Source organism: Nodosilinea sp. LEGE 06152 (assembly GCF_015207525.1).
Classification (GTDB): Bacteria; Cyanobacteriota; Cyanobacteriia; order Phormidesmidales; family Phormidesmidaceae; genus Nodosilinea.
Genome location: NZ_JADEWR010000009.1, coordinates 246076 through 268954, shown reverse-complemented (window position 1 = coordinate 268954; position 22879 = coordinate 246076). Strand labels below are relative to the sequence as shown.

Below are 22879 nucleotides of genomic sequence, written 5' to 3'. Positions count from 1 at the left end.
GTGCATCCTCAAGCATCTAAAACGAGTCCAGCCTTAGCAAGTGCTTCTCGGAGGTGAGAGGCTGCTGCTGCTTGAGATGTTCTCTCCTTAGAAAGGATAGCGACACCTTGTTGGGCGAAACGGTTCCGGGCTTCTCCAGTTAGCCGAGTTGACGAGTGGATAATCACCGGAATGGACTGAGTAACGGAGTTATTACGCAGCCGATCGAGCGTATCAAAACCGCTCAGCTCAGGCATTTCAAGGTCAAGCAGAATGGCTGTAGGTTGTTCAATCTCCGCCACTGCCAATCCTTCCTGACCACTGGCCGCCTCTAGAATCTGTAACGGAATATCCGTCAACAACTGTTTAATCACATATCGGTAAGCCGGATCATCATCAATAAGTAAGAGTTTTTGAGTCTTGCCCTGACCGACTAGTGTATTGAGTTTGGTGAGCAAGGGCAATTGGTCTACAGGCTTAATTAAGAAACCATCGGCTCCTAGGGCCACAGCCTGTTTTTCGTTATTCACAACCGTGATCACCAGCACAGGAATATGGCGAGTGGCTTCATCACTTTTGAGTTCTCGCAAAAACGTCCAGCCGTTTTGCCCCTCCAGCAAAATATCTAGCACGATTGCCGCTGGTTGAAGCTGCTGTAGGGCCTGTCTGGCTTGAGCCAGGGTGCGGGTAGCGATCAGCTGATATCTGGACGTTTGCAGGTGTTTCTCGTAGATAAATAGCGTTTCGGTGTGGTCTTCGATCGCTAGAACAGGCAAGCGGGCCGGGTTTAGGGCGGTGATCGGTTGCAGGGAATCAGGCAGCTCTGTCGCTTTTGGGTAAACGATCGGAAGACAGACCGAAAAGGTGGACCCTTGACCCAGCTCACTTTGAACCGAAACGCTGCCCCCCATAAGCTCGGCCAACTTGCAGGATATGGGCAATCCTAGCCCTGTGCCGGTCACCTGCTTTTGCAGGGGAGACTCAATTTGCACAAAGTCTTCAAAGACGCGCTCCTGGTCGTTTGGGGCGATACCGATGCCGGTGTCAGATACCGAAAGCTGAATCATCTGACCCATTTGCTCGGCTGTAACTCGCACCTCTCCCTGCTCGGTAAATTTGAGCGCATTTGAGATAAAGTTTCTGAGGATTTGAGCAATTTTTCCCTCGTCGCTGTAGAGCGGCGGCAGGCCGTCGGGTTCTTCAAACACGAGCGATACCGAGGAGCCCTGAACCAGCAGCGGACGCAGCATGCCCCGCAGGGTGGCAAACAGATCGCTCACCTCAAAGGAGGTGGGATGCACCTCGGTTTTGCCGGCTTCTACCTTGGCCAAGTCCAGCAGATCGTTGACGAGTTCCGACAGTCCATCGGCCGCTTTTCGAATGAATGTCACCTGCTTTTCTTGCTCTAAAGACAAATCTCCATCCATGCGGGCCAGCAGCATGCGGGATAGGCTCAAAATCGAGTTGAGCGGCGTGCGAAACTCGTGGCTCATGTTAGAAAGAAAGCGGGTTTTTAGCTCGTTGGCCTGTTGCAGAGAGCTGGCCTTTTCGTCTAGTTCGGCGTAGAGGGCGATCACGCCTCGGTTGGTGTCTTCTAACTCACGGTTGAGGTGGGTTAGCTCTTCTTCGCGCTTGCGGAGTTCGGCCATCGCCCGCAGCAATTCCTGGTTTTGCCGCTGGATTTCGTCGTAGGGATTTTGGGGCGATCGCCCCCCGACGGCATCTCGAATCTGCTGCAGCTGAAGGTCGGTGAGAAGGGGCGATCGCTTTGGTAAAGCTTTGCCGATTCTCACGGTAGTTCCCTGCTCGCTCGACTCCACCTCAAAGGCATCCATCAGTCGGCGCGTGCCAGTGATGCCTAACCCCATACCGGTAGACGACTCATAGCGACCCTCTAAAACATCGCTCAGATGCGGAATGCCCCCGCCCTGATCTTGCACCTGAATCAGAAAAATTTGGCGGTTTTCTGCCAGGTCAAACTGCACCGTTCCACCCTGGGCGTACTGAAACGCGTTGCGGGCAATTTCTGAAACCGCTGTGGCTAGCCGCGCCTGGTCTTGCCCGTCAAACCCGAGTTGCTCGGCCAACTCGCGGGTTCGCTGCCGCGCCTGCACTACATCCTGCTCGTAGTGAACTTGCAGGGTGAAAAGGGTGGTCATGCGCCCGTTCCTTTCGCCACCAATACGGTTACATCGTCACGCTCCCGATGAAAATCTCGGTGTAACACCCCTGCGATCAGGCTGGGGTGTTTTTGACTTAAACCGGGGTAGCGATCGAGCTTCCACTGGGTACTGATGCCGTCGGAGTGCATCGTCAGCAGCCCGTTGACGTACCAGGGGTAGGTAAACTCTTTAATTTTGCGCACCTCATGCCCCACCGTACCGTTGTAGGACATCAGGTTGTGGTGTTCGGTTCCCGAAGAAATGCTGGCGGCAATATTGCCAACGCCCGCAAAGCAAACGGTCTGCTGCTCGAAGTTGATTTCGGCGATCGCCAGGGCTGCCCCTCGGGTACTGCGCAATGCCGCGTGGGCCGCTTCGACAATGCGCTGCGGCGATTGGTGATGACAATCGTGAAACACCCGAATAGCAGCGGATGACGCGCTGGCCGCCGCCGGGCCGTGGCCCAACCCATCGACCACGAGAAACTGGCTGCGGTGATCATCGCCTTCCCAGGCCCAGGCATCTCCAGAGATTTCCTCGCCCAGCTTGGGTAACGCCACTACGCCAACTTCAATGATTTTGGGTGGCGAGTGGAGGGAGGATTTTGCCCAAAGGTGAGCGAGCAGTGCAGTTCCCTTGTTGGGCTGCGAGTAAATGTCAAAGAAGTCGGCGAGGCGGCGAATGGCACCCAGCCCGTTGCCCGCTGTACCGGTCGTAGAAAAGCCGTCTTGCAAGCATTCCTCCACCTCCATCATGCCAGAACCTTGATCTAGCCCCAGCACTTCGATCCCGAGGATGTCGTCCTGGGCGATCGCCCGTAGCACAATCACGCCGCCCCCGGCGTGCAGAATGAGATTGCTGGCCACCTCGGTCACCAGAATGCCAACCTTGCCTCGCTCGGTTTCCTCAAAACCAAGCCGGGTGGCTAAGGCCAGAGCGGCCCGTCGGGCCTCCCCGGTTTGACTTGGCTCTGTGATGGCGATCGCCGTAGATTCATTCAATCGGTTTCCTCAAATTACTTCCAGCGTACGACGATTACCCGCGTTCCCTCTCCTACTACAGACTCAATTTCAAACTCGTTGGCCAACCGTTTTGCCCCCCCCAGCCCCATTCCCAAACCGCCACCGGTGGTAAAGCCATCCTTGAGCGCCATATCAACATCTGGAATGCCCGGCCCCTGATCGTCAAAGGTGAGCTTGAGACCCCGCCGCCCGCCTTCCTGAAGCGTTTCTAATTTGACGGTGCCGCCGCCGCCATAATCTAGGGTGTTGCGAGCGAGTTCGCTGGCCGCGGTGACAATTTTGGTTTGGTCGACTAAACCAAAGCCAACCTCAATGGCAAACTGGCGCACGGCTTGCCTCACCAAAACCACGTCCGCAGAGGATTGAATTTTCATCTCCTCAATCTTCTGCATCGTCCTCTTCGTCCCATTCCGTCGCAATGGCCTCGGTTGCGGGTTCACCCACCGTCGCCCGCAACAGCGCCATCCCCTTTTCCACATTCAGTGCGGTGCGAATGCCGGTGAGCGAAAGCCCTAGCTCCACCAGGGTAATGGCGACAGCAGGCTGCATGCCGACGACCACTGTTTCAGCATCCATGACCCGCGACATTTTGGCAATATTGCCTAAAATTCTACCAATAAAAGAATCGACGATCTCTAGGGCAGAAATGTCAATTAAAACCCCGTTTGCGTTGGTTTGACTAATACGATTAGTCAGATCATCTTGTAGTGTCATGGCCAGGCGATCGTGCATATCGACCTGAATCGTGACGAGCAAAAATTCGCCCATTTGAAGGATGGGAATCCGTTCCATCAGTTTTTCCTCTGGACCTACTTACGGGCGATCGTCGTTCCCCTTCGCTTTAATGCCATCAAAAAGGCATCAGCTAAGGTTGCTTTTGTCGTTACATCAGTTAAATCAATGCCGAGATACACGATCGTTTGGGCAATCTGAGGTCGAATGCCGCTGATGATGCAGTCGGCACCCATTAAACGGGCGGCTGTAACCGTTTTCAACAAATGTTGAGCGGTCAGCGTATCGACGGTTGGCACCCCGGTGATGTCAATAATGGCGACTTCTGAACCGGTTTCAACAATTTTCTGCAAGAGCGACTCCATCACCACCTGGGTACGGGCACTGTCGAGGGTGCCAATAATCGGCAGGGCCAAAATGCCATCCCAAAGTTTGACCACGGGTGTGGACAGTTCCATCATTTCTTCTTGCTGCCGCAAAATCACCTCTTCTCGCGACTTTTGGTAAGCTTCTATGACCAGCAAGCCCAGGCGATCAAGCAGGTCGGTGGCTTGCCAAACCTCTTCACCTAGCTCAGCGGAGTCGTGCAACTGCTGCCGCAGCCGATCAAACAGCGGTCGTTTGAATGAAAAGATAAAGGTAGCCGTTTCAGTGGGGGTGAAGCCTTTTTGGGAGCGCGATCGCGAAATGCTGGATAGCATTTCCCGCACCTCGCGCCATTCGAGCGCCTGAATATTGCTCAAATTACCCGATTGAGCCGCAATGCGCAGCAGCTTGAGAAATTCCCGGCACTCTTCCTGCAGCTCTGCTTCTTTGATTAACCCTTTGCGGGTGTTGGTCGCGATCAGCTCCTGATTCCACTCCGACAGCAGATCTGCCTCATGAATTTTTAGTATCTCCGGTATTTTGCTGCTGTGAGTCATGTCCATGAGGCATTTTCCTTCATCCATCAAGACCAGTGTCGGTTTGCCCTAAACCTGCCATTAAGGGGCGATTAGGGTTCCTTAATGGCAAATCTGAGCCATCTCCATCAGTGTAGGACTATTCCAGCCCAGTGGTTTTCCAGGGAAATAATTGTGTAATGGGTTGGCCAAGGTTCACTCAGGTAAGAGGCTCACGACAGTGGCGCCCTGTTTGCGTAACCCTCAACGATGCGGTGGCCGTAGCTAGCCGCGTGTCCTACCTGGAAAGCCTTACCACACACCTGGTAAGCCGATAAAATAACGGCATCGAGCAGCAGGTGATCGCCCGTGGTACAAGCTCAACCCCAGCTCAAAACCTTTAGCGACTTTCTCGCCTACGCCCAGGAGGTCGAAGGCTACCACGAACTCACCAATGGAGAACTGGTTGAAATGCCGCCAGAATCTGATGACAACCTATATCGAGCCTTGAGGCTGTACGAGGCCTTGAAGGCTGTAGTAGATATGAGCCAGATTCGTCTCCAAGGATTAGCCTTAGCTATGCCGGGGCAGCCCAAAAATCGTTATCCAGACCTGACGGTCTTGCGTCCCGAGCACCCCGAGCAGATGCGCGAACTGGGGCAGGCTGCCATCACGCTAGAAATGGCTCCCCCGTTGCTGGTGGTAGAAGTGGTTAGCCCAGGGGCTGAAAATCGCCGCCGTGACTATTTAGAAAAGCGCAACCAGTACGAGTGGCGCGGCATCCCTGAATACTGGATTCTCGACCCGGTGGTGGGGCAGGTGACGGTTTTTAGCCTCACGGCGCAGGGCTACGAGGAGGCGGTGTTTGCCGCAGAGGCGGTGGTGCGATCGCCCAATTTTCCAGCCTGGCCTCTGACGGCTGAGGCTATGCTGAGGGTGAGCTAGGGGGATCGTGCCACAAACCCTTCATTTAACCTAACAGAGGCCATTTTGGCCTTGGCCTTGGAGTAAAATCCCCCCATACCACTGAGGCTGGGCCAATGCTCGATCGCTTTTGGGAAGTGCTGGGGTACGTCTTTGCCCTCAATGAGGAAGCCTTTCGCATCGCCACCACGCTCCCAGGGGGGCAGGGGCTGGCGCTGCTGCTGGTGCTGCTGGCAGGGCTATCCCAGGGCATTGGGCAGAGCATTGTTTTGTTTGTCAATCAGGTGCGGCCCGCCCGGTTTGCCCTCAGCCTGGGCATCAACGCGGTGCTGTTTGCCTTTGGTTTTTTGGCTCTGGTGCTGAGCACCTGGCTGGTCACCCTAGCTCCCTGGACACGGAGCATACCCTTGAGCCAGCTGGTGACGGTGCTGGGGGCGGCCTACGCGCCGCTGCTGTTTGCGTTTTTGGGGGCGCTGCCCTACCTGGGGGTGCCCATTCTCAACCTGCTGTCGGTGTGGCACCTGCTGGCTATGGTGGTGGGGGTGGCGGCGATCGCAAACCTGGGCATTAGCAACGCCTTTGGCTATGTGGCCCTGGGCTGGGTGGTGCTGCAGGTGCTGCAAAACACCGTCGGTCAACCCATTGCCAACCTAGGCAAGCGGATTGCCAACCGGGCTGCCGGGGTTGAGCTGGTTACCAACCGCCGCGACCTAGCCGAGTCGTACCGCGACAACCTGGCTGAAACCTCCACCCGCTGGCAGGAGGAGTTTACCCAGCGCATTGCTGCTTTTAATCAGGGCAATGTCATGGCCGCCGTCACGGGGGAACCGACCGCCCTGGCGATGGCCGGAGCCAGTGAACTGACCGTTGCCGTCAATGCTGGCCCCAATGCCGAGCGCCTTGGCAACAGCTTGAAGCCGCTGCTGGGTTTGGTTGCGATCGCGGTGCTGACGGCGATCGTGCTGATCCTGCTGCGGCCCCTGCGCGAGTGGTGGTTTGGCTGGCTGGCAGGCCTGCCCACCCCGATGCGGCTGGTGCTGAACCTGATCTGGATTGGCCTGGTGGCCCTGGTGGTGGCCGGACTGCTGGCCCCGCTCGAAACCCTGGGCTGGTGGGCGGGCTGGTACGACGACGAGATCAACACCACCGTCAACGCCGGAAATTTGGCCGAGCCCGTGGCCGACCCCAGCCGGATCAGCCGCTACGTAGTCTACCTCGACGGCATTGGCATCTCCAGCTTTGAGTACCTGCCCGACATCGAAGAATTTCTCGACACCCTGGCCCCCACCCTGCCCCAGGGCATGGCGCTGATTCGCGGCATCATGCCCTACTCAGTAATGAATGCGCCCCTCGACGAAGATCGGCCCCTGTCATTTCTGTGGCGCTATGCCGACCGGCTGCGTTTCGCCAACCCCATGAGCGTGCTGGGCCTGCTGGTCAATATTCGCAACGTGCTAATTGTGGGGGTGTCTGCCGACAAGCGCTACGGCCCGCTGTACAACCAGGGCATTGCCCAGGTGGTATTCAACGGTTTGGTTAAGAACGGCTACCAGGTGGGTAGCGGCACTCCGGTAACGCTAATGGGCTACAGCGGCGGTGGGCAGATGTCCTGCGCCAGTGCCCCTTACCTCAAGCGAGCATTGGGGGCTCCCATCGACGTGATCTCTCTGGGCGGGGTTATCAGCGCCAACATTAACCTGCTCAAGCTGGAGCACCTCTACCACCTGTCGGGCGAGAAAGATGTGGTAGAGAAGCTCGGCCCCAAGATTTTTCCGGGTCGCTGGAAGCTGTTTCCCCTCTCCTACTGGAACCGGGCCAAGCGGCGGGGCAAAATCAGCTTTGTGTCTCTAGGGCCGGTGGGGCACCAGGTGCCGGGGGGCATTCTCGACCCCAAGCTGGTGCTGCCCGACGGTCGCAGCTCTCTGGGGCAGACCATCGACACCATCAACGCTATTCTGCGGGGCGAAATATTAGAGGCCGAGCTAGAGCGGGGCGGCAAGGCGAATAACTACGACATTTTTGCCGCCAACCCCCTGGTGCAGTATCAGAGCTACCCCCTCGATCAGCGGCCCAATGCCGATCTTTATCACCCCATTGGCGACTGGATTGGGCGGCTAATTTTGCCCCCCAAGCACAGGCGGTTTGGGGGTGTCTTTTACGAAATTCACCACGCGCCAGCCGATCATCAAGGGCTGCTGGGCCAGGTGGTCAAGCTGCGCTGGTCGGACAACCCGCTCACCCAAAAGCTGGTGCAGGCGGTCACCCACGATGTGCACTTCAGCGCCGATGCCGAATACGCCAGCCGCTTTGGCGGCGTGATTAACCCGGTGCGGCTCAACCACTGGCTGCGGGTCGATCCGCTAGAGTCGCTGGCCGGGTCGCTGCCCGAGGACGACATGATTGTGGTGGTAGAAGCACCCCAGGTCATGCTCGATAAAGACGGGGTGACGCTGTTTATTGATGCCCAGCCCATGGAGGTGACCGGGCGCTACTACGGCCTGGTGCAGTTTATCGAGCCCGTCGTGGATACCGATCAGTGGCGAGTGCGGCACTTCGATCGCGGTAGTCGAGCCTTTGCTGGCCCCGAGGAGGTGGTGAGTCTGCCCCCGGTGGCCAGGATGGAGGTTTACGGCAGCGACCCCTCTACCACCGAGGGACTTGAGACCTCGCCCTACAACGAGTCGGGCTGGTACATCTACGGGGCGCAGAATGCCGATGGCACCTTTGTGGTGCAGTCGCTGGGGCCGCGATCGCTGTTTCGCCTGCAGCCCCAGCGGGTCGTGTTTGGTGGGGCAAAAGCGGCCTACCGCTACATTCGCAAAGAATCGTGGGCCGATGTGGTGGCCCAGAAGGGGCAGGTGGGTTCGGTACTCTGCACGGCGCGAGACAATGGCCGTCCGGAGGCCATCGCAGCGGCCATTGACGAATGGCAGGTGGGCGATCGCGCCCTCATTCTGCACACCTACGGCGGCATTGGCGGCGAGCAAAAAGAACCCTCCGCCGCCACCCCAATTTTCTTTGGCCACTTTGCCTACGGCAGAGCCGAGGTGGTGCACGACCAACTGGCTGACGAGCGCCGATTTGAGATTCGCTACTACCAGGTTTACGCCCACAACATCGATGGGCTAATTGCAGGCACCATTCACTGGTCGAGGTACCAGGGCGATCGCCAGCGGGGCTGGCTGGGCACCCGGCCCACCTGTGACATTCTGGTCAAGCTCGATGCCTTTAGCCGCTACTACTACTTTGACGACGAGCGGCGATCGCCTCTCACCCGCATGGAGGCCCACCTGCAGGCCATGACCGCCCGCTACCGCATCGGCGACGGCACTGGCGGCACCTTCGTCGGCCCGTCCAACAACTGCTCCCAAGACTCAAATCAGGCGCTGTTTGCCAGCCTGCAAAGCATTGGCATCAGTCTCTATCGCCACGCCGACGCCCTGATCGATCAACACCCCGACCAGGCCGAGCCCCTGCACCAGCTCGCCCTCTTTAACAAAGACCTCAAAGATACGCTGCAACCCCTGGGCAGCCTGCGCCCCGCTTGGGAGAAGAATGAGTTTAACCTGGGCAGCTCCATCGAAGACGAGCCCCTGCGCAATTTGCTGATGGGCCTGGGCAGCTGGCGTACGGTGTTTCCCCGTAAGGCCAGCGATGTGGTAGTGCACAAGTTTCTCAAGTACGGCGCGTCGGCCTGGGTGTTGCGCACCAGCCAGGTGGGCGGCCACGACCCGGCGATCGAACCGATCGCGCCGATGACCTTTTAGCCTTTTAAGTAAGACGGTTCGAGCCGCAGCAACGGCGGTTTCTAAGCGCCATTCTCTACGCGCCGGTTCCTATGTGCCCGTTAGCCGGTTCAGGTAGCGCTCGATTAGCAAAATGGCCACGATGTCGTCAATAGGGCGAGAAATTTTGCGCAGCGACTGGGGTACCAGCCCCACTAGCCCCGATGGCGGATACATCTGCCAGTAGCGATCGCGCGCCTCCAGCGTCGTATATCGTTCGTCAACCAGCATAATGCGCGGTGGGTCGGGGAGCTGGCTGAGCGTATCTTTCCAGCCTTGCGAGGCGGTTTGGTCGCCCAGCACCACCATTGAGATCGGGAACCGCTGCCGCAGGGCCGTAATTTCATTTAGCACCGCCTCGGCTGCGACAACCTGCTGGTAGTGCAGCATGCGGTCCAGCCCCATAATGGCGAGGCCGCACTTTTGCCGTCCGGGGTCAAAGCCCAAAATCACCGGTTGAGACAGGGGTGGCGGGGTAGGCTGGCTCACGGGGTTTGGGGGTTAGACTTGCCCCTTCATTGTGCCACCCTGATCCGATTTGCTCAGAAAATTGCGATTTCAGCGATGCAGAGGGCAAATTAGAGGGCTGAGCGCAAGCGTACAAACTGGGGGTTTTGCACTAAACTTAGTCGGCAGCAGCAGATGACGCTGTGGATCCAAAAGATAAGGTGGTCAAAAAGAAATTGCCATAGTACACTTGTTTCAAGCCCGAAGGTTAACGCTGGCCAGTGCACATTAAGCGCGTCGAGTTGTCGCATTTTAAGTCGTTTGGAGGTACGACCCAGGTTCCACTGCTGCCTGGGTTTACCGTTATTTCTGGCCCTAACGGCTCGGGCAAGTCGAATATTCTAGACGCGCTGCTGTTTGGCCTGGGCTTGGCCAGCTCTAAGGGTATGCGGGCCGATCGCCTGCCCGACCTGGTCAACCAGAGCCAGATGAGTCGGCGCGCGACCTCGGAGGCCAGCGTCACGGTTACCTTTGACCTCAGCGATGTGCCCGCCGAACTGCTCATGGAGGGCAGCGACGATGGGGGTAACGGCTCAAATGGCAACGGCAGCCTGGCCAACGGCAACGGCAGTAACGGCCACAGCGAAAACGGCAGCGGCGGCAATGGCCATGCCCCGACGCTAGATATTTCAACCGCTGAAGAACCCGGTGCCAACCTGGTTCCCCTACCCGTGGGTCGCGAGTGGAGCGTGACCCGGCGGCTGCGGGTGACCAGTCAGGGCACCTACACGTCAAACTACTACATCAACGGTGAGCCCTGCACCCTCAATCAGCTCCACGAGCAGCTGCAGCGGTTTCACGTCTATCCCGAAGGCTACAACGTGGTGCTCCAGGGGGATGTCACCAGCATTATTTCGATGAATTCCCGCGAGCGGCGAGAGATCATTGACGAGCTGGCCGGGGTAGCGGCCTTCGATCGCAAGATTGACCAGGCCCGGGGCAAGCTGGAGGCCGTGCGCGACCACGAGGAGCGCTTTCGCATTGTGGAGCGCGAGCTGCAGGCCCAGCTGGAGCGCCTGGCCCAGGATCGGCAAAAAGCCGAAAAGTACCAGCGCCTCAAAGAGACCTTTCAGGCCAAGAGCCAGTGGGAAGCGGTGCTGCTGTGGCAGAGCCAGCAGCGGGCGATCGCCGCCCTGCGCCAAACCCTAGAGCAGGGTGAGGCTAAGTCCACCGCGCTGGCGGCGGCCATTGCCCAGGGGCAGGGGGCAATCGCCACCCTCGATGCCGAACTCGCCACCCTCAACGCCCACATTCGAGCTATGGGCGAAGACGAACACCTAGCCCTGCAGGCTCAGGTCGCCACCCATGAGGCCGAGCTGCGCCAGCTTCAGCGCCAGGAGCAGGAAAACCGCGCCGCTACTAACCAAGCCGCGGCCCAGCGCCGCGACACCGAAATTGCCCGGCAGCAGCAGCAGCGCGATCTGGAACAGGTGGGCCAGGCGATCGCGGCCCTGACAACCGGAGATCTAGTTGCCCTCAGCGCGGCCAAAGACCAGGTGCAGCAGGCCCTAGAAGAGCGCCGCCAGGCCACTCTGGCGATCGCCTCCGCCTCCCAAACCAGCATTCAGCAGCAGACCCAGATGCGCCAGGCGATCGAAGCCCTGCGCCGCGACATTGATCCTCAGCGCACGGAGCAGATTCGCCTGCAGGAGCGACTGCACCAGCTAGAGCAGCAGATTGAAGCGCTTAACGAGCAGAGCAGTACCCTGGGAGACGGTCCCGCTGCCGCCGAGGATGCTAGCCTCACCCAGCGGCTGGCGGCAGCCGAGAAGGCTATCCAAGACACCGCCGCCAAAATTGCCGCCGCCGAGGCGGAACTCTCGGTGCAGCGCGATACCCAGACCCGCCTGCTCAAAGAACAGCGCGACAAGCAGCGCGACCTCGACAAGCTAGAGGCCCAAACCCAGGCCATGCAGGAGAGCCAGGGCACCCACGCCACCCGACTGCTGTTGGAAAGCGGCATGGCGGGCATTAGCGGCTTGGTCGCTCAGCTGGGCAAGGTCGACCCCAAGTACCAGCTGGCATTAGATATTGCCGCTGGAGCGCGATTGGGCTACCTGGTGGTCGAAGACGATCGGGTGGCGGCCCAGGGCATCCAGTTTCTTAAGCAGCGCAAGGCGGGGCGGGCTACGTTTCTGCCGCTCAACAAAATTCGTGCCCCCCGCTTTACCCCGGTGCCCGACTGGAAGCGCCCCGACGGATTTCTCGACTACGCCGTCAACTTAATTGACTGCGACTCGCGCTATCGCGATATTTTTGGCTACACCTTCGGCAGTACCGTGGTGTTCGACACGCTGCAGTCGGCCCGGCAGTACCTGGGCGACTACCGCATTGTCACCCTGGAGGGCGAGATTCTAGAAACCAGCGGGGCCATGACCGGGGGCAACGTGTCGTCGCGCTCCGGCAGCCTGCACTTTGGCACCGTTGAACCCGCCGAGTCTAGCGAGGCCCAGGCCCTGCGCCAGCGGCTGAGCGACATCGAGGTGATGCTGGAACGCTGCGATCGCGACCTCAACACCACCTCCGCCACCCTGCAAACCCTCACCCAGTCTCTGATGGCCCAGCGCCAGCAGTACCGCGAGCTACAGCTGGCGGGCGAGCAGCAGCAGGCCCAGCAGCAGCAGCAGGCCCAGCAGCGTGCCACCCTCGCCACCCAGCTCAGCCAGCACCAGCAAGAGCTAGCCAGCACCCAAACCCGCCTGCAAGAGCTTGCCGAGTCGCTACCCGTACAAGAGGCTGAAATTGCTCGTCAGCAGCAGGCCCTCAGCGAGCTAGAGCAGTCCCAGGCCCACAGCGAATGGCAGCAGGCCCAGGCGGCGGTGGGGCAGCTGGAGGCTCAGCTCAGCGATCGCCAGCAGGAGCTCCAGGCCGCCGAACGCCATCTGCAAGACCTACACACCCAGCGCCAGCAGCTCGATTTGGCCCTCAACCAGGCCCAGCAAACGCTCACGACCCTGGCTCAGCAGCAGGGCGATCGCGACCAGCAGCTCACCCAGATCCAGCAGCAGCAGACTGCTCTAAATAGCGAAATCGCTCAGCTGCGCCAGCAGATGGCGGCTCTCGACCAAACCCTGGCGGCTGAGAAAGCGGCCCGCGACGAGCTAGAGCAGCGCCTGCGCGCTCAGCGTACCCAGACCCAGCAGCAGGAGTGGGAACGCCAAAAATTGATCGAAACCCAGCAGGAGCGCCGTCAGCAGCTGGCCGAGGCCCAGGAACTGCTGACCACCCAGGCGGCAGAGCTGCCCGACCCGCTGCCTGAAATTCCGCCGGAGACCGATTTGGAGGAGTTGCGCAAAGAGCTGCGATCGCTCCAGCGCCGGATGGAAGCGATGGAGCCCGTCAACATGCTGGCCCTCGAAGAGTACAACCGCACCGAAGAGCGCCTGGGCGAACTCACCCACAAGCTCACCACCCTCGAAGAGGAGCGCACCGAACTGCTGTTGCGCATCGAAACGTTTACCACTCTACGCCGCCAGGCTTTTACCGAGGCCTACAACGCCGTCAACGAAAACTTTCAGGCCATCTTTGCCGAACTTTCCGACGGCGACGGCCACCTCCAGCTTGAGGACCCCGAAGACCCCTTCAACGGCGGCCTTAACCTGGTCGCTCACCCCAAGGGTAAGCCCGTGCGACGACTGGCCTCGATGTCCGGGGGTGAAAAATCGCTCACGGCGCTGGGGTTTATCTTTGCCCTGCAGCGCTATCGCCCCTCCCCCTTCTACGCCTTCGATGAAGTTGACATGTTTCTGGATGGGGCCAACGTCGAGCGCCTCTCACGCATGATCAAGCGCCAGGCCGAGTCGGCCCAGTTTATTGTGGTGAGCCTGCGCCGCCCCATGATCGAATCGGCTCAGCGCACCATTGGCGTCACCCAGGCGCGGGGAGCCTACACCCAGGTGCTCGGTATCGACCTACAGGCCCAGAGCGCTACTCTCTAGATGCATCATGTTTCCGTGCAGAAAGATTGATCTCCACAACGCGCCGTATTGATCATCCTCCCAAAGCAGGATTTCTAATTAAGGTCGGTGAAGAAAACGGGCGCTGGTCGCCGCGTCGCGAGTACCCTGGCAACGGGGACGAACATCGGTGACCCCAGAGGTAGCGTGAAGCCATGCTGGTCTACGGAATTTGCTTTATTGTGGGGGGCATTTTTGTCTTTCTGGCTGCCCTAGGCGGGCTCGATGGCGTAGACCTGGCGGGCGATTTCGATGGCGATTTTGATGTTGCTATCGACAGTGATGGCGATGGTAGCCTGAACGATATCGATTTTGGTACCCACCTGGGCGAAACCTTTGCCGCATTGCGCAACCGCTGGTGGCTGCCCTTCCTCAGCCTGCGGTTTTGGACCTTTGCGCTCTGCTTCTTTGGCCTCACAGGGCTGCTGCTCACCTGGGCACAGCCCAATCTGGCCGGGTGGCTAACCACCCTGCTGGCGCTACTGATGGGGCTATTTTGTGGGCTGGTGGCGGCTCTGGTGCTGCGATCGCTCGCCCGGCAGCCGGTCAGCAGCCTGATTCGCCCCGAAGAGTTGACCGGCCAGATCGCCACGGTAGAAATTCCCTTCGATGCCCACAGCCGGGGCAAAGTATATCTGCGCCTGCGCGACTCGACCATCAGCTTTTTCGCCATGACTCAGGAGGAGCGGGAATTTCAGAAAGGAGACGCCGTGCTGGTGGTGGGGTTAGAGCACAACAAGCTGTGGGTAGCCTCCACTGAGGGGTTACAGACCTAGGACTATTGATCAAGGAAATAGCACGCTATGGCGGATGGAATAAGCAGGACCGAGTCGGTAGCGGTGGCAGAGGTAATATCCCCGGTTCCAGTAATCGGGCAGACCGGCAGTCGAGCCCTGGGGGGTGGGGCGATCGCCGTCCTCATCTTTGCCATTTTGATTACTATTTGGGGCGTCAACGCCCTGGTGCAAATTTGTGACCCCAACAAAATTTTGATCATCTCGGGCCGTAAGTACCGCCGCCCCGATGGTGAGACCACAGGTTATCGCGTGATTTACGGGGGGCGTACCTTCCGGATTCCGATTCTCGAAACGGTCAAAACCATGGATCTGACCACCATGCCCGTGCCCATTGAGGTCACTAACGCCTACTCTAAAGGCGGCACACCGCTGGATATTCAAGCGATCGCCAACGTTAAAATCGCCCGCGATGAGGCTCTGGTGGGCAACGCGATCGAGCGCTTTTTAGGGCGAGGGTCCGAAGAAATTGCCCGCGTCGCCCGCGAAACCCTGGAGGGCAACCTGCGGGGCGTGGTGGCTACCCTTACCCCCGAGCAGCTCAACGAGGACCGCCTGGAGTTTGCCGAACGTATTGCCAGCGATGTGCGCAACGACCTGGTCAAGCTTGGTCTACACCTCGACACCCTAAAAATTCAGAGTGTTTCAGATCAAGTCGACTACCTCAACTCCATCGGGCGTCGCCAGATTGCCAACGTGGTACGCGACGCCGAAATCGCCGAGTCCAACGCCGTGGCCGAAGCCGAGCAGATTGAGGCCGACAGCACCCGCCAGGCCGAAGTCGCCCAAACCCAGGCCCGCACCGTTATTCAAGAAAAAGAAAACGAGCTGCGCCGCATCACCGCCGAGGTCGAAAAGCAGGCTCGCATTGAAGAAGAGCGTACCCTGGCCGCCGCCGCCGAAGCCCGCGCCCGTGCTCAGCGGGAGCTACAAGCCATTCGCGCCAACCTGGAGCAGGCGCGATTAGAGGTAGAGCAGGTGCTGCCCGCCAAAGCTCAGCAGCGCGCCCAAGAATTTCAGGCTCGCGGCACTTCCGCCACCCTCGAAGAAAATGCTAAAGCCTCAGCCCAGGCCAGCCAAATGCTGGTCAAGGTGTGGCAGGACACGGGGGTTGACGCCTCCCAAATCTTCCTGGTGCAGCAGCTCGAAATGGTGCTTAAAGAGGCCGGTCGCATTCCGGGTCGCCTCCACCTCGGCCAGGTAAACGTGATCGATAACGGGGACGGCAAGGCGATCGCATCCCTGCTCAATGCCTATCCCGAGATGGTGAAGCAGTTTCTACGGCAGTCCGAAGATATCCTCGGTATTCCCCTGTCCGCCAGTCTGGCGACCCAGGTGCCGCCTCAGCCGAATGCCCCCACTCACTCCTCGGAGAAACTATGAGCCTGATTCTTGCTCTGCTGGTGGTCATGTTTGGCGCTACCGGCAGCCTCCTCTTGATCATTAAAAACCTGTACTACATCTGTCAGCCCAGCGAAGTGCTGATTTTCTCGGGCGATCGCCGCACGGTCAGCGATGGCCGTCGGGTTGGCTATCGCCTGGTCAAGGGCGGCAGCAGCATTCGCAAACCCCTGCTGGAAAAAACCTTCCGCATGGAGCTCACCAACATGATCATCGAGCTGCGGGTCACCAACGCCTACTCCAAGGGCGGCATTCCCCTCAGCGTTGACGGCGTAGCGAACATCAAAATTGCCGGGGAAGAACCCGCTATTCACAACGCGATCGAGCGCCTGCTGGGCAAGAGCCGCGAGGCGATCGAAAAAATCGCCCGCGAAACCCTGGAGGGCAACCTGCGCGGCGTGCTCGCCACCCTCACCCCCGAGCAGGTGAACGAAGACAAAATGGCCTTTGTGCGCAACCTGCTCGACGAAGCCGACGACGACCTGGCCCAGCTCGGCCTGATTCTCGACAACCTGCAAATTCAGAACATCTCCGACGATGTCGGCTACCTCAACTCCATTGGCCGCAAGCAGCGCGCCGACCTGCTGCGCGATGCCCGCATCGCCGAAGCCGAGGCCAAAGCCCAGTCTGCTCTCCAGTCCGCCGAAAACCTCAAGCGCACCTCTCTGCGCCAGATCGAAGCCAAGATTGAAACCACTCGCGCTGACGCCGATCGCCGCCTGCAAAATGCTCTCAGTCAGCGCCAAGCCGCCATCTCCGAGGCCGAATCTGAAATCGCCGCCGAGGTGGCCCGCACCGAGGCCGCACTCGCCGTCCAGCGCGAACGCCGCAACCAGGTCGAGCAACAGCTCCAGGCCGATGTAATTGCCCCCGCCGCCGCCGCCTGTCAGCAGGCCCAGGCCCAGGCCAAAGGCGACGCCGCCAGCATCGTCGAAGACGGTCGTGCCCGCGCCGAGGGCATTCGCGAACTGGCCACCACCTGGAAGGCCGCTGGCGACCACGCGCGGGAAATCTTTCTCTTTCAGAAGCTGGAGGCGCTGCTGGTCAACCTGGTCGCCACCGTGCCCGATGTAGAGGTAGAAAGTATCACCGTGATCGACCCAGGCGGTGGCGGCAGCGCCACTAAGCTAGCCAGCTTCATGGAGCAGCTCAAGCAGGCCACAGGGCTAGACCTCACCCAGACGGTGCAAACCCTGGCCCAGGGCAACTTGCCCTCAGCCCCAATGTCTCCGCCGATGGGCGCTCATCCAGACCAGGGCCCCGAAAGCTAGTGGTCTGTCAAGACCAAGTTTGTAGGTTGGGTGAAACAGAGTGGAACCCAACCTACAGGAACCCTAATTTCTAGTATTGACGCTGCACTAGACCAGTTGTCATCAAGGCTGTCATCATCCGTGGCGCAGGTCGTCTCGCCCGGTCTGGTAGTTCGGTCTTCCCTCCTGTAGAATTAGACGATTCTAGTTAAGATAACTATTCAGGCTAAGGGGTTCTATTGTCTTCTGGCAAGGCGATTCGCCTACAGGCTTGAACTTTCAGCGATCTGTTGTCTCGGTTTACGAGATGGATTAAACATGACCTTAGACAAGTATCGTCTCCGCTCCGACTTCCTGGGTACTCAGGTGATTACCCGCAACTCTGGCCAGCGACTGGGCATTGTCAGCCAGGTTTGGGTTGATGTCGACCAGCGAGAGGTCGTAGCTATTGGTCTGCGAGAAAATATTATGTCTGGGCTAGTGTCGAGCACCCAGCAGGTCATGGCCCTGACCAACATTCGCCAGATCGGGGATGTGATTTTGGTTGACGACGAGGCAGCGCTGGATGACGAAATGAGCGTTGCCCCCTACAGCACGCTGGTCAACTGTGAGGTTATTACCGAAACCGGCGAGCCCTTGGGCCGGGTGCGGGGCTTCAAGTTTGACGTTACCAATGGCCGCATCGAAACTATTGTGATTGCCTCCTTTGGGCTACCCCAAATTCCTGACCAGGTCATCAGCACTTACGAACTCTCCATCGACGAAGTGGTCAGCAGCGGCCCCGATCGCCTGATCGTTTTCGAAGGTGCCGAAGAAAAAATGGTGCAGCTCAGCGTTGGCCTGCTAGAGCGCCTGGGCATTGGCAGTGCCCCGTGGGACCGCAACGACGACAGCGAATACATCATGCCGGTATCGACCGCGAACCAGCTGCCCTCTGGGGTGCAGGTGCCCGCCGAATTTAGCAAAGCTCGACCGGCTGCCGCCGAGGAGCGCTGGAGCGACGACGACTGGGGCGAACCCGAGCGCATTGAAGAACCGCTCCAGGCCCAGCAGCCCGCCGAGCGCTATCAGGCCGCCACCCTCGATGACCAGGGCGGCTACAAAGCCTACGACGCCGACTTCCAAGACGTCACCGAAGATGTCTGGACTGAGGAAGACGAGGGCCAACCCTACGAGCCCAAGCCCCTCAATATTCCCCAAAAGAAAAAGGTCACCGAATACGAAGAGGAGCTGGATTATTAGGGCTAGGTTTAGTGCACATACAGCCTGCCTTCAGCGACCTATCTAAGCGCTAGTTTACTGCGTTGATTTGACCGTTTTAGTCGTGTGGGTTGCTGATCACTTCTTCCACCTGGCTAACAAAAAATGTGAGTTTGTACAGGCGTCTCATTTCTTGGACTAAAAATTGTTCAAGCAGTTCGACCTGTTTGGGCGTGATGGGTTCTGAGGCGCGTACCGTGAGAGAGATTTCGGGCGGGGTAGTTAGCCAGTTAACGTCCATGTCAACCAGGGTGACGCGCTGAAAGGTGAGCGTGCGATCGAGCAGCGCCGTTTTGACGCTGGCTTCTAGCTGGTTCTGCTGGAGCAGCTGCACGGTACTAGCGCCCAGGGGAATAATTAACAGAGTGGTGAAAATTAGCGTGATGCCCAGAGGCCGTCGCGCCCGGCGCACCATTGAGTAACCAAACAGCACAAAGGCCACCATACAGGCCAGGGTAATGCCAAATAAGTTGGTCAGGTAGAGCAGCAAGGCCCCGCGGCTGAGGGCTAAATTGCCCTGCCCCAGCCACAGACCTACTACACAGATAGGGGGCATGAGGGCTACCGCGATCGCCGTTCCCGCCACCGTGCTCGACAGCTTGGGCTCCACCTTAGCCACCCCTGCCAAGGCCCCAGCCGTAATCGCAATACCCAGATCGAGCAGGGTAGGCTGGGTGCGGGCCAGCACTTCGCTGCCAAACTGGGCCACTCCGGTCACTGCCCCTAGCAGCGCTGAGATGGCCACCGCCAAAAGCGAACCAGCGATCAAAGCAAGCATGCTGGCCCGAATCAGAATGCGATCGGCCTCTAGAATGCCTAAGGCCGCCCCGCGAATGGGCAGCATCAGGGGCGCAATCAGCATACCCCCAATGATGACAGCGGCGCTGTTAGCAAGCAGCCCCAGTGTGGCAATGATGCACGACCCTACCACCAGCACCAGGTAATGCCAGCTCAGCTGCGATTCGGTTAACAGGTCTTGGCGAAGGCGGGTTAGATCGCCTGCCGCCGCCTGCCGCCGCATCGGAGACAGAGCATTTTCGACCCAGGCGGCTGCGGCTAAGAACGTATCCCGTAGCCAGGTCTGGACGCTGAGCCAAGCGCGGCAGCTGTGTTGGCCGACGAGCTGGCCCCACCGCAGCAGTTTGAATCGATCAAACTTCAAATTTCAGCCCTCAACCCAGCGGCGCAGTCAACATTGGCACAGCCCCTTCTCAAACATTAAGTCGAATCTGAGCAGCCGTTACCCTCCCCACTACCCGTGGATCGTACCATCGGGCATGGTCGCTCCGGTCAGAATGACATTGGCCAGGGTGGTGCTGCTGATTTCGGCCCGTTCTAAAATAGCTTCGCTGAGGTTGGCGTCGGTGAGATCGGCTCGGCCCAGGTAGGTTTCTACCAGCAGGGCTTTAGTCAAAACTGAGCGGCGCAAGGTAACTCGCGCCAGGTCGGCCCGGCTAAACCGGGAATCGGCCAGGTTGCAGTCATCCATCTGAGCCAGCGCCATGACGGCTTCGGTGAAGTCGGCCCCTCTGGCACTGGTGCGGTTGAGGTTAGCCTGGCTGAGGTTGCTGCGCGGAAATCGGCAGTGGGTCAGATCAGCTGACTCCAAGCAGCTTTGACTGAGATCGACATCGCTGAGGTTGGCGTTGCGCAGCAGCGCCCCCTGGAGGTTTGCTCCCTTCAGGTTGGCATCGCGCAGCACGGCCTCGCTCAGGTTGGCCCCGCTGAGGTCAACATAGGCCAGATCGGCCCCCGACAGATTGGTACCCCGCAGGTCGGCTAAGCGGAGCTTGGCTCCCCGCAGGTTGGTGGTGTACTTGCGGTTTTCCTGACGCAGGTTGGCCCCTCGCAGGCAGGCTCCGGTGAGGTTGGCCCCGCTGAGGTCGGCGTTGCGCAGGTCGGCCCCGGTCAGGTTGGCGTCGAGCAGGTCGGCGAGGGTCATATCGGCACTGCGCAGGTCGGCTCCCTGCAGGCTGGCACCGTGCAGGTCAGCATCGCGCAGCATGGCCGCCGATAGATCGGCCTGGTTGAGGTTGGCACCGCCCAGGCGCGCCTTCGATAAGTTGGCCTGGCGAAACCGCACCCGCGTCAGAAAGGCCAGCATCAGGTTGGCGTTTTCGAGATCGGCCTGCACCAGGTTGGCCCCAATTAAATCAGCCCCGGCCAGATCAATACCAACCAGGGTCTTACCTTTAAAATCCATCTCGCCACGGGCATAGGCATCGAGCAGTTCACGGGCGTTCATATCGAAAACCAGGGGGGCTTAGGCGGAGGATCGAGCGGAGGATCGAGCCACCACGGCGGGGCGATCGCCACGGCTAGTCAACTCGCGCCCAGCGGCAGGGGGGTGAGGCTGACTGGGAACATCGGCCTGCACTGGGGATAGGGGCTCTAGCGGAACGTTGGGATCCTGGGGGTAGTAGGCCCGCATGGCCTGGGTAATGGCGCTAGCCACCTGACCGCTATCGCCAGCCCGGCCCAGGCAGTGGGCAATAATGGATAGCTTACTGTCTAAATCGGTATAGGTGGGGCAATACTCGAAGGTTTGCTCAAGCAGGTCGTTGAGGGTGCGGCGATTGAGGTTAGACCAGTCTTGGGGGGTGTAGCCAAAGGGGCCATGCAGGCAGGAATACAGCAGAATTTTAGCCCGTAGCGGGTTAGCGTACTGAACAATATCGCCCCGCAGGTCAAACAGCGAGGAGCGATCGCGCCGGGGACCACTATCTTCATGGCCTACACCCAGGGGGTTAGAAAGGGTGCCGTGGAGAGTGGTCAAATCGGCGGGCTGCTCAGGGCCAGCCAAACTGGTGAGCGTGGTGTAGCCGCCCTCGCTGCCGCCGGAGGGGCCGGAGGGTTCGGCCAGAGCGGTCGCCTCGGCTAATACCGTCGATTCGGCCAGGGCTGTGGCGTCGGGCCATGCCCCAGACTGGCTTTGGTAGAGGGGCTGAAAGCCCGCCACAATTTGGTTGGCCAGCCGCGTGTACTGCTGGCGTCGGTTGAGGTGCTTGACGATGCGACCCAGGCGGTAGCGCAGATCCTGAGGTTTGGGGGCTACCATCAGCGTCTGCTGAATCAGGGCTGGCAAAGGGATTTGGGTGAGGCGGCTGGGGTCGTTTTCCCAGCTACCGTAGCAGATGCAGTGGAGCAGCTTGCGCAGCCGCAGCGCATCGGGGCTGCGGTCAAACTGGTCGGCAGTGGCCTGACATTGCTCGTCGAGCGAGCGCACCGTTAGCTGGGTAAAGGCTGACTCGGCCCCCTCTGGGTTTTGGAACAGCGATCGCCCGTACCAGGTTTGAAGCTGTTTGAGAATGGTGTCGGTTACCTCGCTGTAGATATCTTGGCGGTTGAGCCCAACGACCACCCGCTTGAATTGAACTTCTAGGTCGGCCAGGGCAGGGTAGCGATCGCGCAGCGACAACAGCAGCACCCTGAGGTCAAACTGTTCTAGCACCTTAGAATCGTTTTCCCAGGCCTGCTGATACGTGGCAAACACCAGTTTTTTAATTCGCAGGCTGTGGGTATGGGTGCTGAGGGTGCGGACAGCGTTGTCCAGCAGCGCCTCGGTGGTCATGGGCAGGGTGCAGGTGTGGTCTTCAGACCCGTGGGGACCGGGCTCGGTGTCTTCGGCCTGGAGGGCCAGCTGGTAGGCGGGCACCGGCTCCTCTATATTCTTGAGGTGCAGCGGCCCGAGGAAGGTGGCATGGAGGGTAAGCCGAGCCTTCACAACGTCATAAATGGTGCGCGATACGCACAGGCCTCGCGGTTTGGCATAGGTTTGCAGGCGAGCGGTGATATTTACCCCGTTGCCCATCACGTCTTGCTCGCTGACCAGAATATCGCCCAGGTGAATACCAATGCGGTGGTCCAGATACTGATCGGGCTCTAGCCCCTCGGCCAAGTCGATCAGCCGCCGCTGCATCTCCAGCCCGCAAGAGACCGCCTCGACAGCACTCAAGAAGTAAATCAGCAGGCCGTCGCCCGTTGACTTGAGCACGGTGCCGCCAAACTCTCGGCAGATATCGCCGATTAGCGTCAGGTCGCGGTCAATTAGTCGCAGAGTGCGCTCTTCGTCGGTCGACATGCGGGTGCTGAAGCCCACCGCGTCGGTGATCATGATGGCAGCGAGCAGGCGTTGCCCCTGGGATAACGATGACACTCGACGTTCCATGGCGACTCGCAATGGTGCACAGCAGGTATGGGCCGCATCCGGGACAGGGGCAGACCCC

16 protein-coding genes are annotated in these 22879 nt (G+C 59.4%); 7 read left to right on the top strand and 9 right to left on the bottom strand.

What is annotated here, in order from left to right; translation table 11 throughout:
• Window positions 1-8 precede the first annotated feature (8 nt).
• Genes IQ265_RS14400 through IQ265_RS14380 form a run of 5 tightly spaced genes read right to left on the bottom strand, consistent with a single transcriptional unit; the run spans window position 9 to window position 4824 of the window.
• Complete coding sequence (locus IQ265_RS14400) at window positions 9-2138, bottom strand: ATP-binding protein (RefSeq protein WP_194054754.1); 2130 nt, start codon at window positions 2136-2138, stop codon at window positions 9-11.
• A complete protein-coding gene (locus IQ265_RS14395) occupies window positions 2135-3142 on the bottom strand; it encodes an ATP-binding SpoIIE family protein phosphatase (protein WP_194054752.1) in 1008 nt (335 codons plus the stop codon). The genes IQ265_RS14400 and IQ265_RS14395 overlap by 4 nt, the downstream gene beginning before the upstream one ends.
• A 14-nt stretch (window positions 3143-3156) precedes the next feature.
• Complete coding sequence (locus IQ265_RS14390; RefSeq protein WP_228037890.1) at window positions 3157-3537, bottom strand: anti-sigma regulatory factor; 381 nt, start codon at window positions 3535-3537, stop codon at window positions 3157-3159.
• Between the two features lie 4 nt (window positions 3538-3541).
• Window positions 3542-3955, bottom strand: coding sequence for an STAS domain-containing protein (locus IQ265_RS14385; protein WP_194054748.1), 414 nt, complete (start codon window positions 3953-3955; stop codon window positions 3542-3544).
• Between the two features lie 17 nt (window positions 3956-3972).
• Window positions 3973-4824 (bottom strand): STAS domain-containing protein, encoded by an 852-nt coding sequence (locus tag IQ265_RS14380; RefSeq protein WP_194054746.1) that lies wholly within the window; start codon window positions 4822-4824, stop codon window positions 3973-3975.
• 321 nt (window positions 4825-5145) lie between these two features.
• Between IQ265_RS14380 and IQ265_RS14375 the strand changes: the two genes are divergently transcribed.
• Window positions 5146-5721 carry a Uma2 family endonuclease gene (locus IQ265_RS14375; protein WP_194054744.1) on the top strand — a complete coding sequence of 192 codons (576 nt, stop codon included), beginning with the start codon at window positions 5146-5148 and terminating at the stop codon, window positions 5719-5721.
• Window positions 5722-5816: 95 nt separating this feature from the next.
• Complete coding sequence (locus IQ265_RS14370; protein ID WP_194054742.1) at window positions 5817-9467, top strand: CAAX protease; 3651 nt, start codon at window positions 5817-5819, stop codon at window positions 9465-9467.
• Window positions 9468-9536: 69 nt separating this feature from the next.
• Here the strand turns inward: IQ265_RS14370 and IQ265_RS14365 are convergent, their stop codons facing one another.
• Window positions 9537-9890 carry a resolvase gene (locus IQ265_RS14365; protein ID WP_228037906.1) on the bottom strand — a complete coding sequence of 118 codons (354 nt, stop codon included), beginning with the start codon at window positions 9888-9890 and terminating at the stop codon, window positions 9537-9539.
• Between the two features lie 323 nt (window positions 9891-10213).
• On the opposite strand from IQ265_RS14365, the gene smc reads away from it, so the two are divergent.
• The 5 genes from smc to IQ265_RS14340 all read left to right on the top strand — a co-directional run bounded on the left by smc (window position 10214) and on the right by IQ265_RS14340 (window position 18635).
• The gene (gene smc / locus IQ265_RS14360; RefSeq protein WP_194054740.1) at window positions 10214-13930 is read left to right on the top strand and encodes a chromosome segregation protein SMC; all 3717 of its coding nucleotides are present in this window, start codon (window positions 10214-10216) and stop codon (window positions 13928-13930) included.
• A 173-nt stretch (window positions 13931-14103) separates the two neighbouring features.
• The gene (locus IQ265_RS14355; protein ID WP_194054738.1) at window positions 14104-14724 is read left to right on the top strand and encodes an OB-fold-containig protein; all 621 of its coding nucleotides are present in this window, start codon (window positions 14104-14106) and stop codon (window positions 14722-14724) included.
• A 27-nt stretch (window positions 14725-14751) separates the two neighbouring features.
• Window positions 14752-16125 (top strand): SPFH domain-containing protein, encoded by a 1374-nt coding sequence (locus tag IQ265_RS14350; RefSeq protein ID WP_228037889.1) that lies wholly within the window; start codon window positions 14752-14754, stop codon window positions 16123-16125.
• The gene (locus IQ265_RS14345; RefSeq protein WP_194054735.1) at window positions 16122-17414 is read left to right on the top strand and encodes an SPFH domain-containing protein; all 1293 of its coding nucleotides are present in this window, start codon (window positions 16122-16124) and stop codon (window positions 17412-17414) included. Before IQ265_RS14350 ends, IQ265_RS14345 begins: the two co-directional genes overlap by 4 nt.
• Before the next feature lie 297 nt (window positions 17415-17711).
• Entirely contained in the window at window positions 17712-18635 is a 924-nt protein-coding gene (locus IQ265_RS14340; RefSeq protein WP_194054733.1) for a PRC-barrel domain-containing protein, read from the top strand.
• 76 nt (window positions 18636-18711) lie between these two features.
• On the opposite strand, the gene IQ265_RS14335 is transcribed toward IQ265_RS14340, so the two are convergent.
• The 3 genes from IQ265_RS14335 to IQ265_RS14325 form a co-directional block, all read right to left on the bottom strand.
• A complete protein-coding gene (locus IQ265_RS14335) occupies window positions 18712-19815 on the bottom strand; it encodes a DUF389 domain-containing protein (RefSeq protein WP_194054731.1) in 1104 nt (367 codons plus the stop codon).
• Window positions 19816-19905: 90 nt separating this feature from the next.
• On the bottom strand, window positions 19906-20898 hold the full coding sequence (locus tag IQ265_RS14330; protein WP_194054729.1) for a pentapeptide repeat-containing protein: 993 nt from the start codon (window positions 20896-20898) through the stop codon (window positions 19906-19908).
• An 18-nt stretch (window positions 20899-20916) separates the two neighbouring features.
• Window positions 20917-22821, bottom strand: coding sequence for an adenylate/guanylate cyclase domain-containing protein (locus tag IQ265_RS14325; RefSeq protein WP_194054727.1), 1905 nt, complete (start codon window positions 22819-22821; stop codon window positions 20917-20919).
• Window positions 22822-22879 lie beyond the last annotated feature (58 nt).

Bases quoted from the DNA above. Each gene is read 5' to 3' on its own strand.
- IQ265_RS14340 (WP_194054733.1), top strand. From the start codon at position 17,712: ATGACCTTAGACAAGTATCGTCTCCGCTCCGACTTCCTGGGTACTCAG.
- IQ265_RS14380 (WP_194054746.1), bottom strand. From the start codon at position 4,824: ATGGACATGACTCACAGCAGCAAAATACCGGAGATACTAAAAATTCAT.
- IQ265_RS14370 (WP_194054742.1), top strand. From the start codon at position 5,817: ATGCTCGATCGCTTTTGGGAAGTGCTGGGGTACGTCTTTGCCCTCAAT.
- IQ265_RS14390 (WP_228037890.1), bottom strand. From the start codon at position 3,537: ATGAAAATTCAATCCTCTGCGGACGTGGTTTTGGTGAGGCAAGCCGTG.
- IQ265_RS14330 (WP_194054729.1), bottom strand. From the start codon at position 20,898: ATGAACGCCCGTGAACTGCTCGATGCCTATGCCCGTGGCGAGATGGAT.
- IQ265_RS14400 (WP_194054754.1), bottom strand. From the start codon at position 2,138: ATGACCACCCTTTTCACCCTGCAAGTTCACTACGAGCAGGATGTAGTG.
- IQ265_RS14365 (WP_228037906.1), bottom strand. From the start codon at position 9,890: ATGGGGCTGGACCGCATGCTGCACTACCAGCAGGTTGTCGCAGCCGAG.
- IQ265_RS14385 (WP_194054748.1), bottom strand. From the start codon at position 3,955: ATGGAACGGATTCCCATCCTTCAAATGGGCGAATTTTTGCTCGTCACG.
- IQ265_RS14355 (WP_194054738.1), top strand. From the start codon at position 14,104: ATGCTGGTCTACGGAATTTGCTTTATTGTGGGGGGCATTTTTGTCTTT.
- IQ265_RS14350 (WP_228037889.1), top strand. From the start codon at position 14,752: ATGGCGGATGGAATAAGCAGGACCGAGTCGGTAGCGGTGGCAGAGGTA.
- IQ265_RS14345 (WP_194054735.1), top strand. From the start codon at position 16,122: ATGAGCCTGATTCTTGCTCTGCTGGTGGTCATGTTTGGCGCTACCGGC.
- IQ265_RS14325 (WP_194054727.1), bottom strand. From the start codon at position 22,821: ATGGAACGTCGAGTGTCATCGTTATCCCAGGGGCAACGCCTGCTCGCT.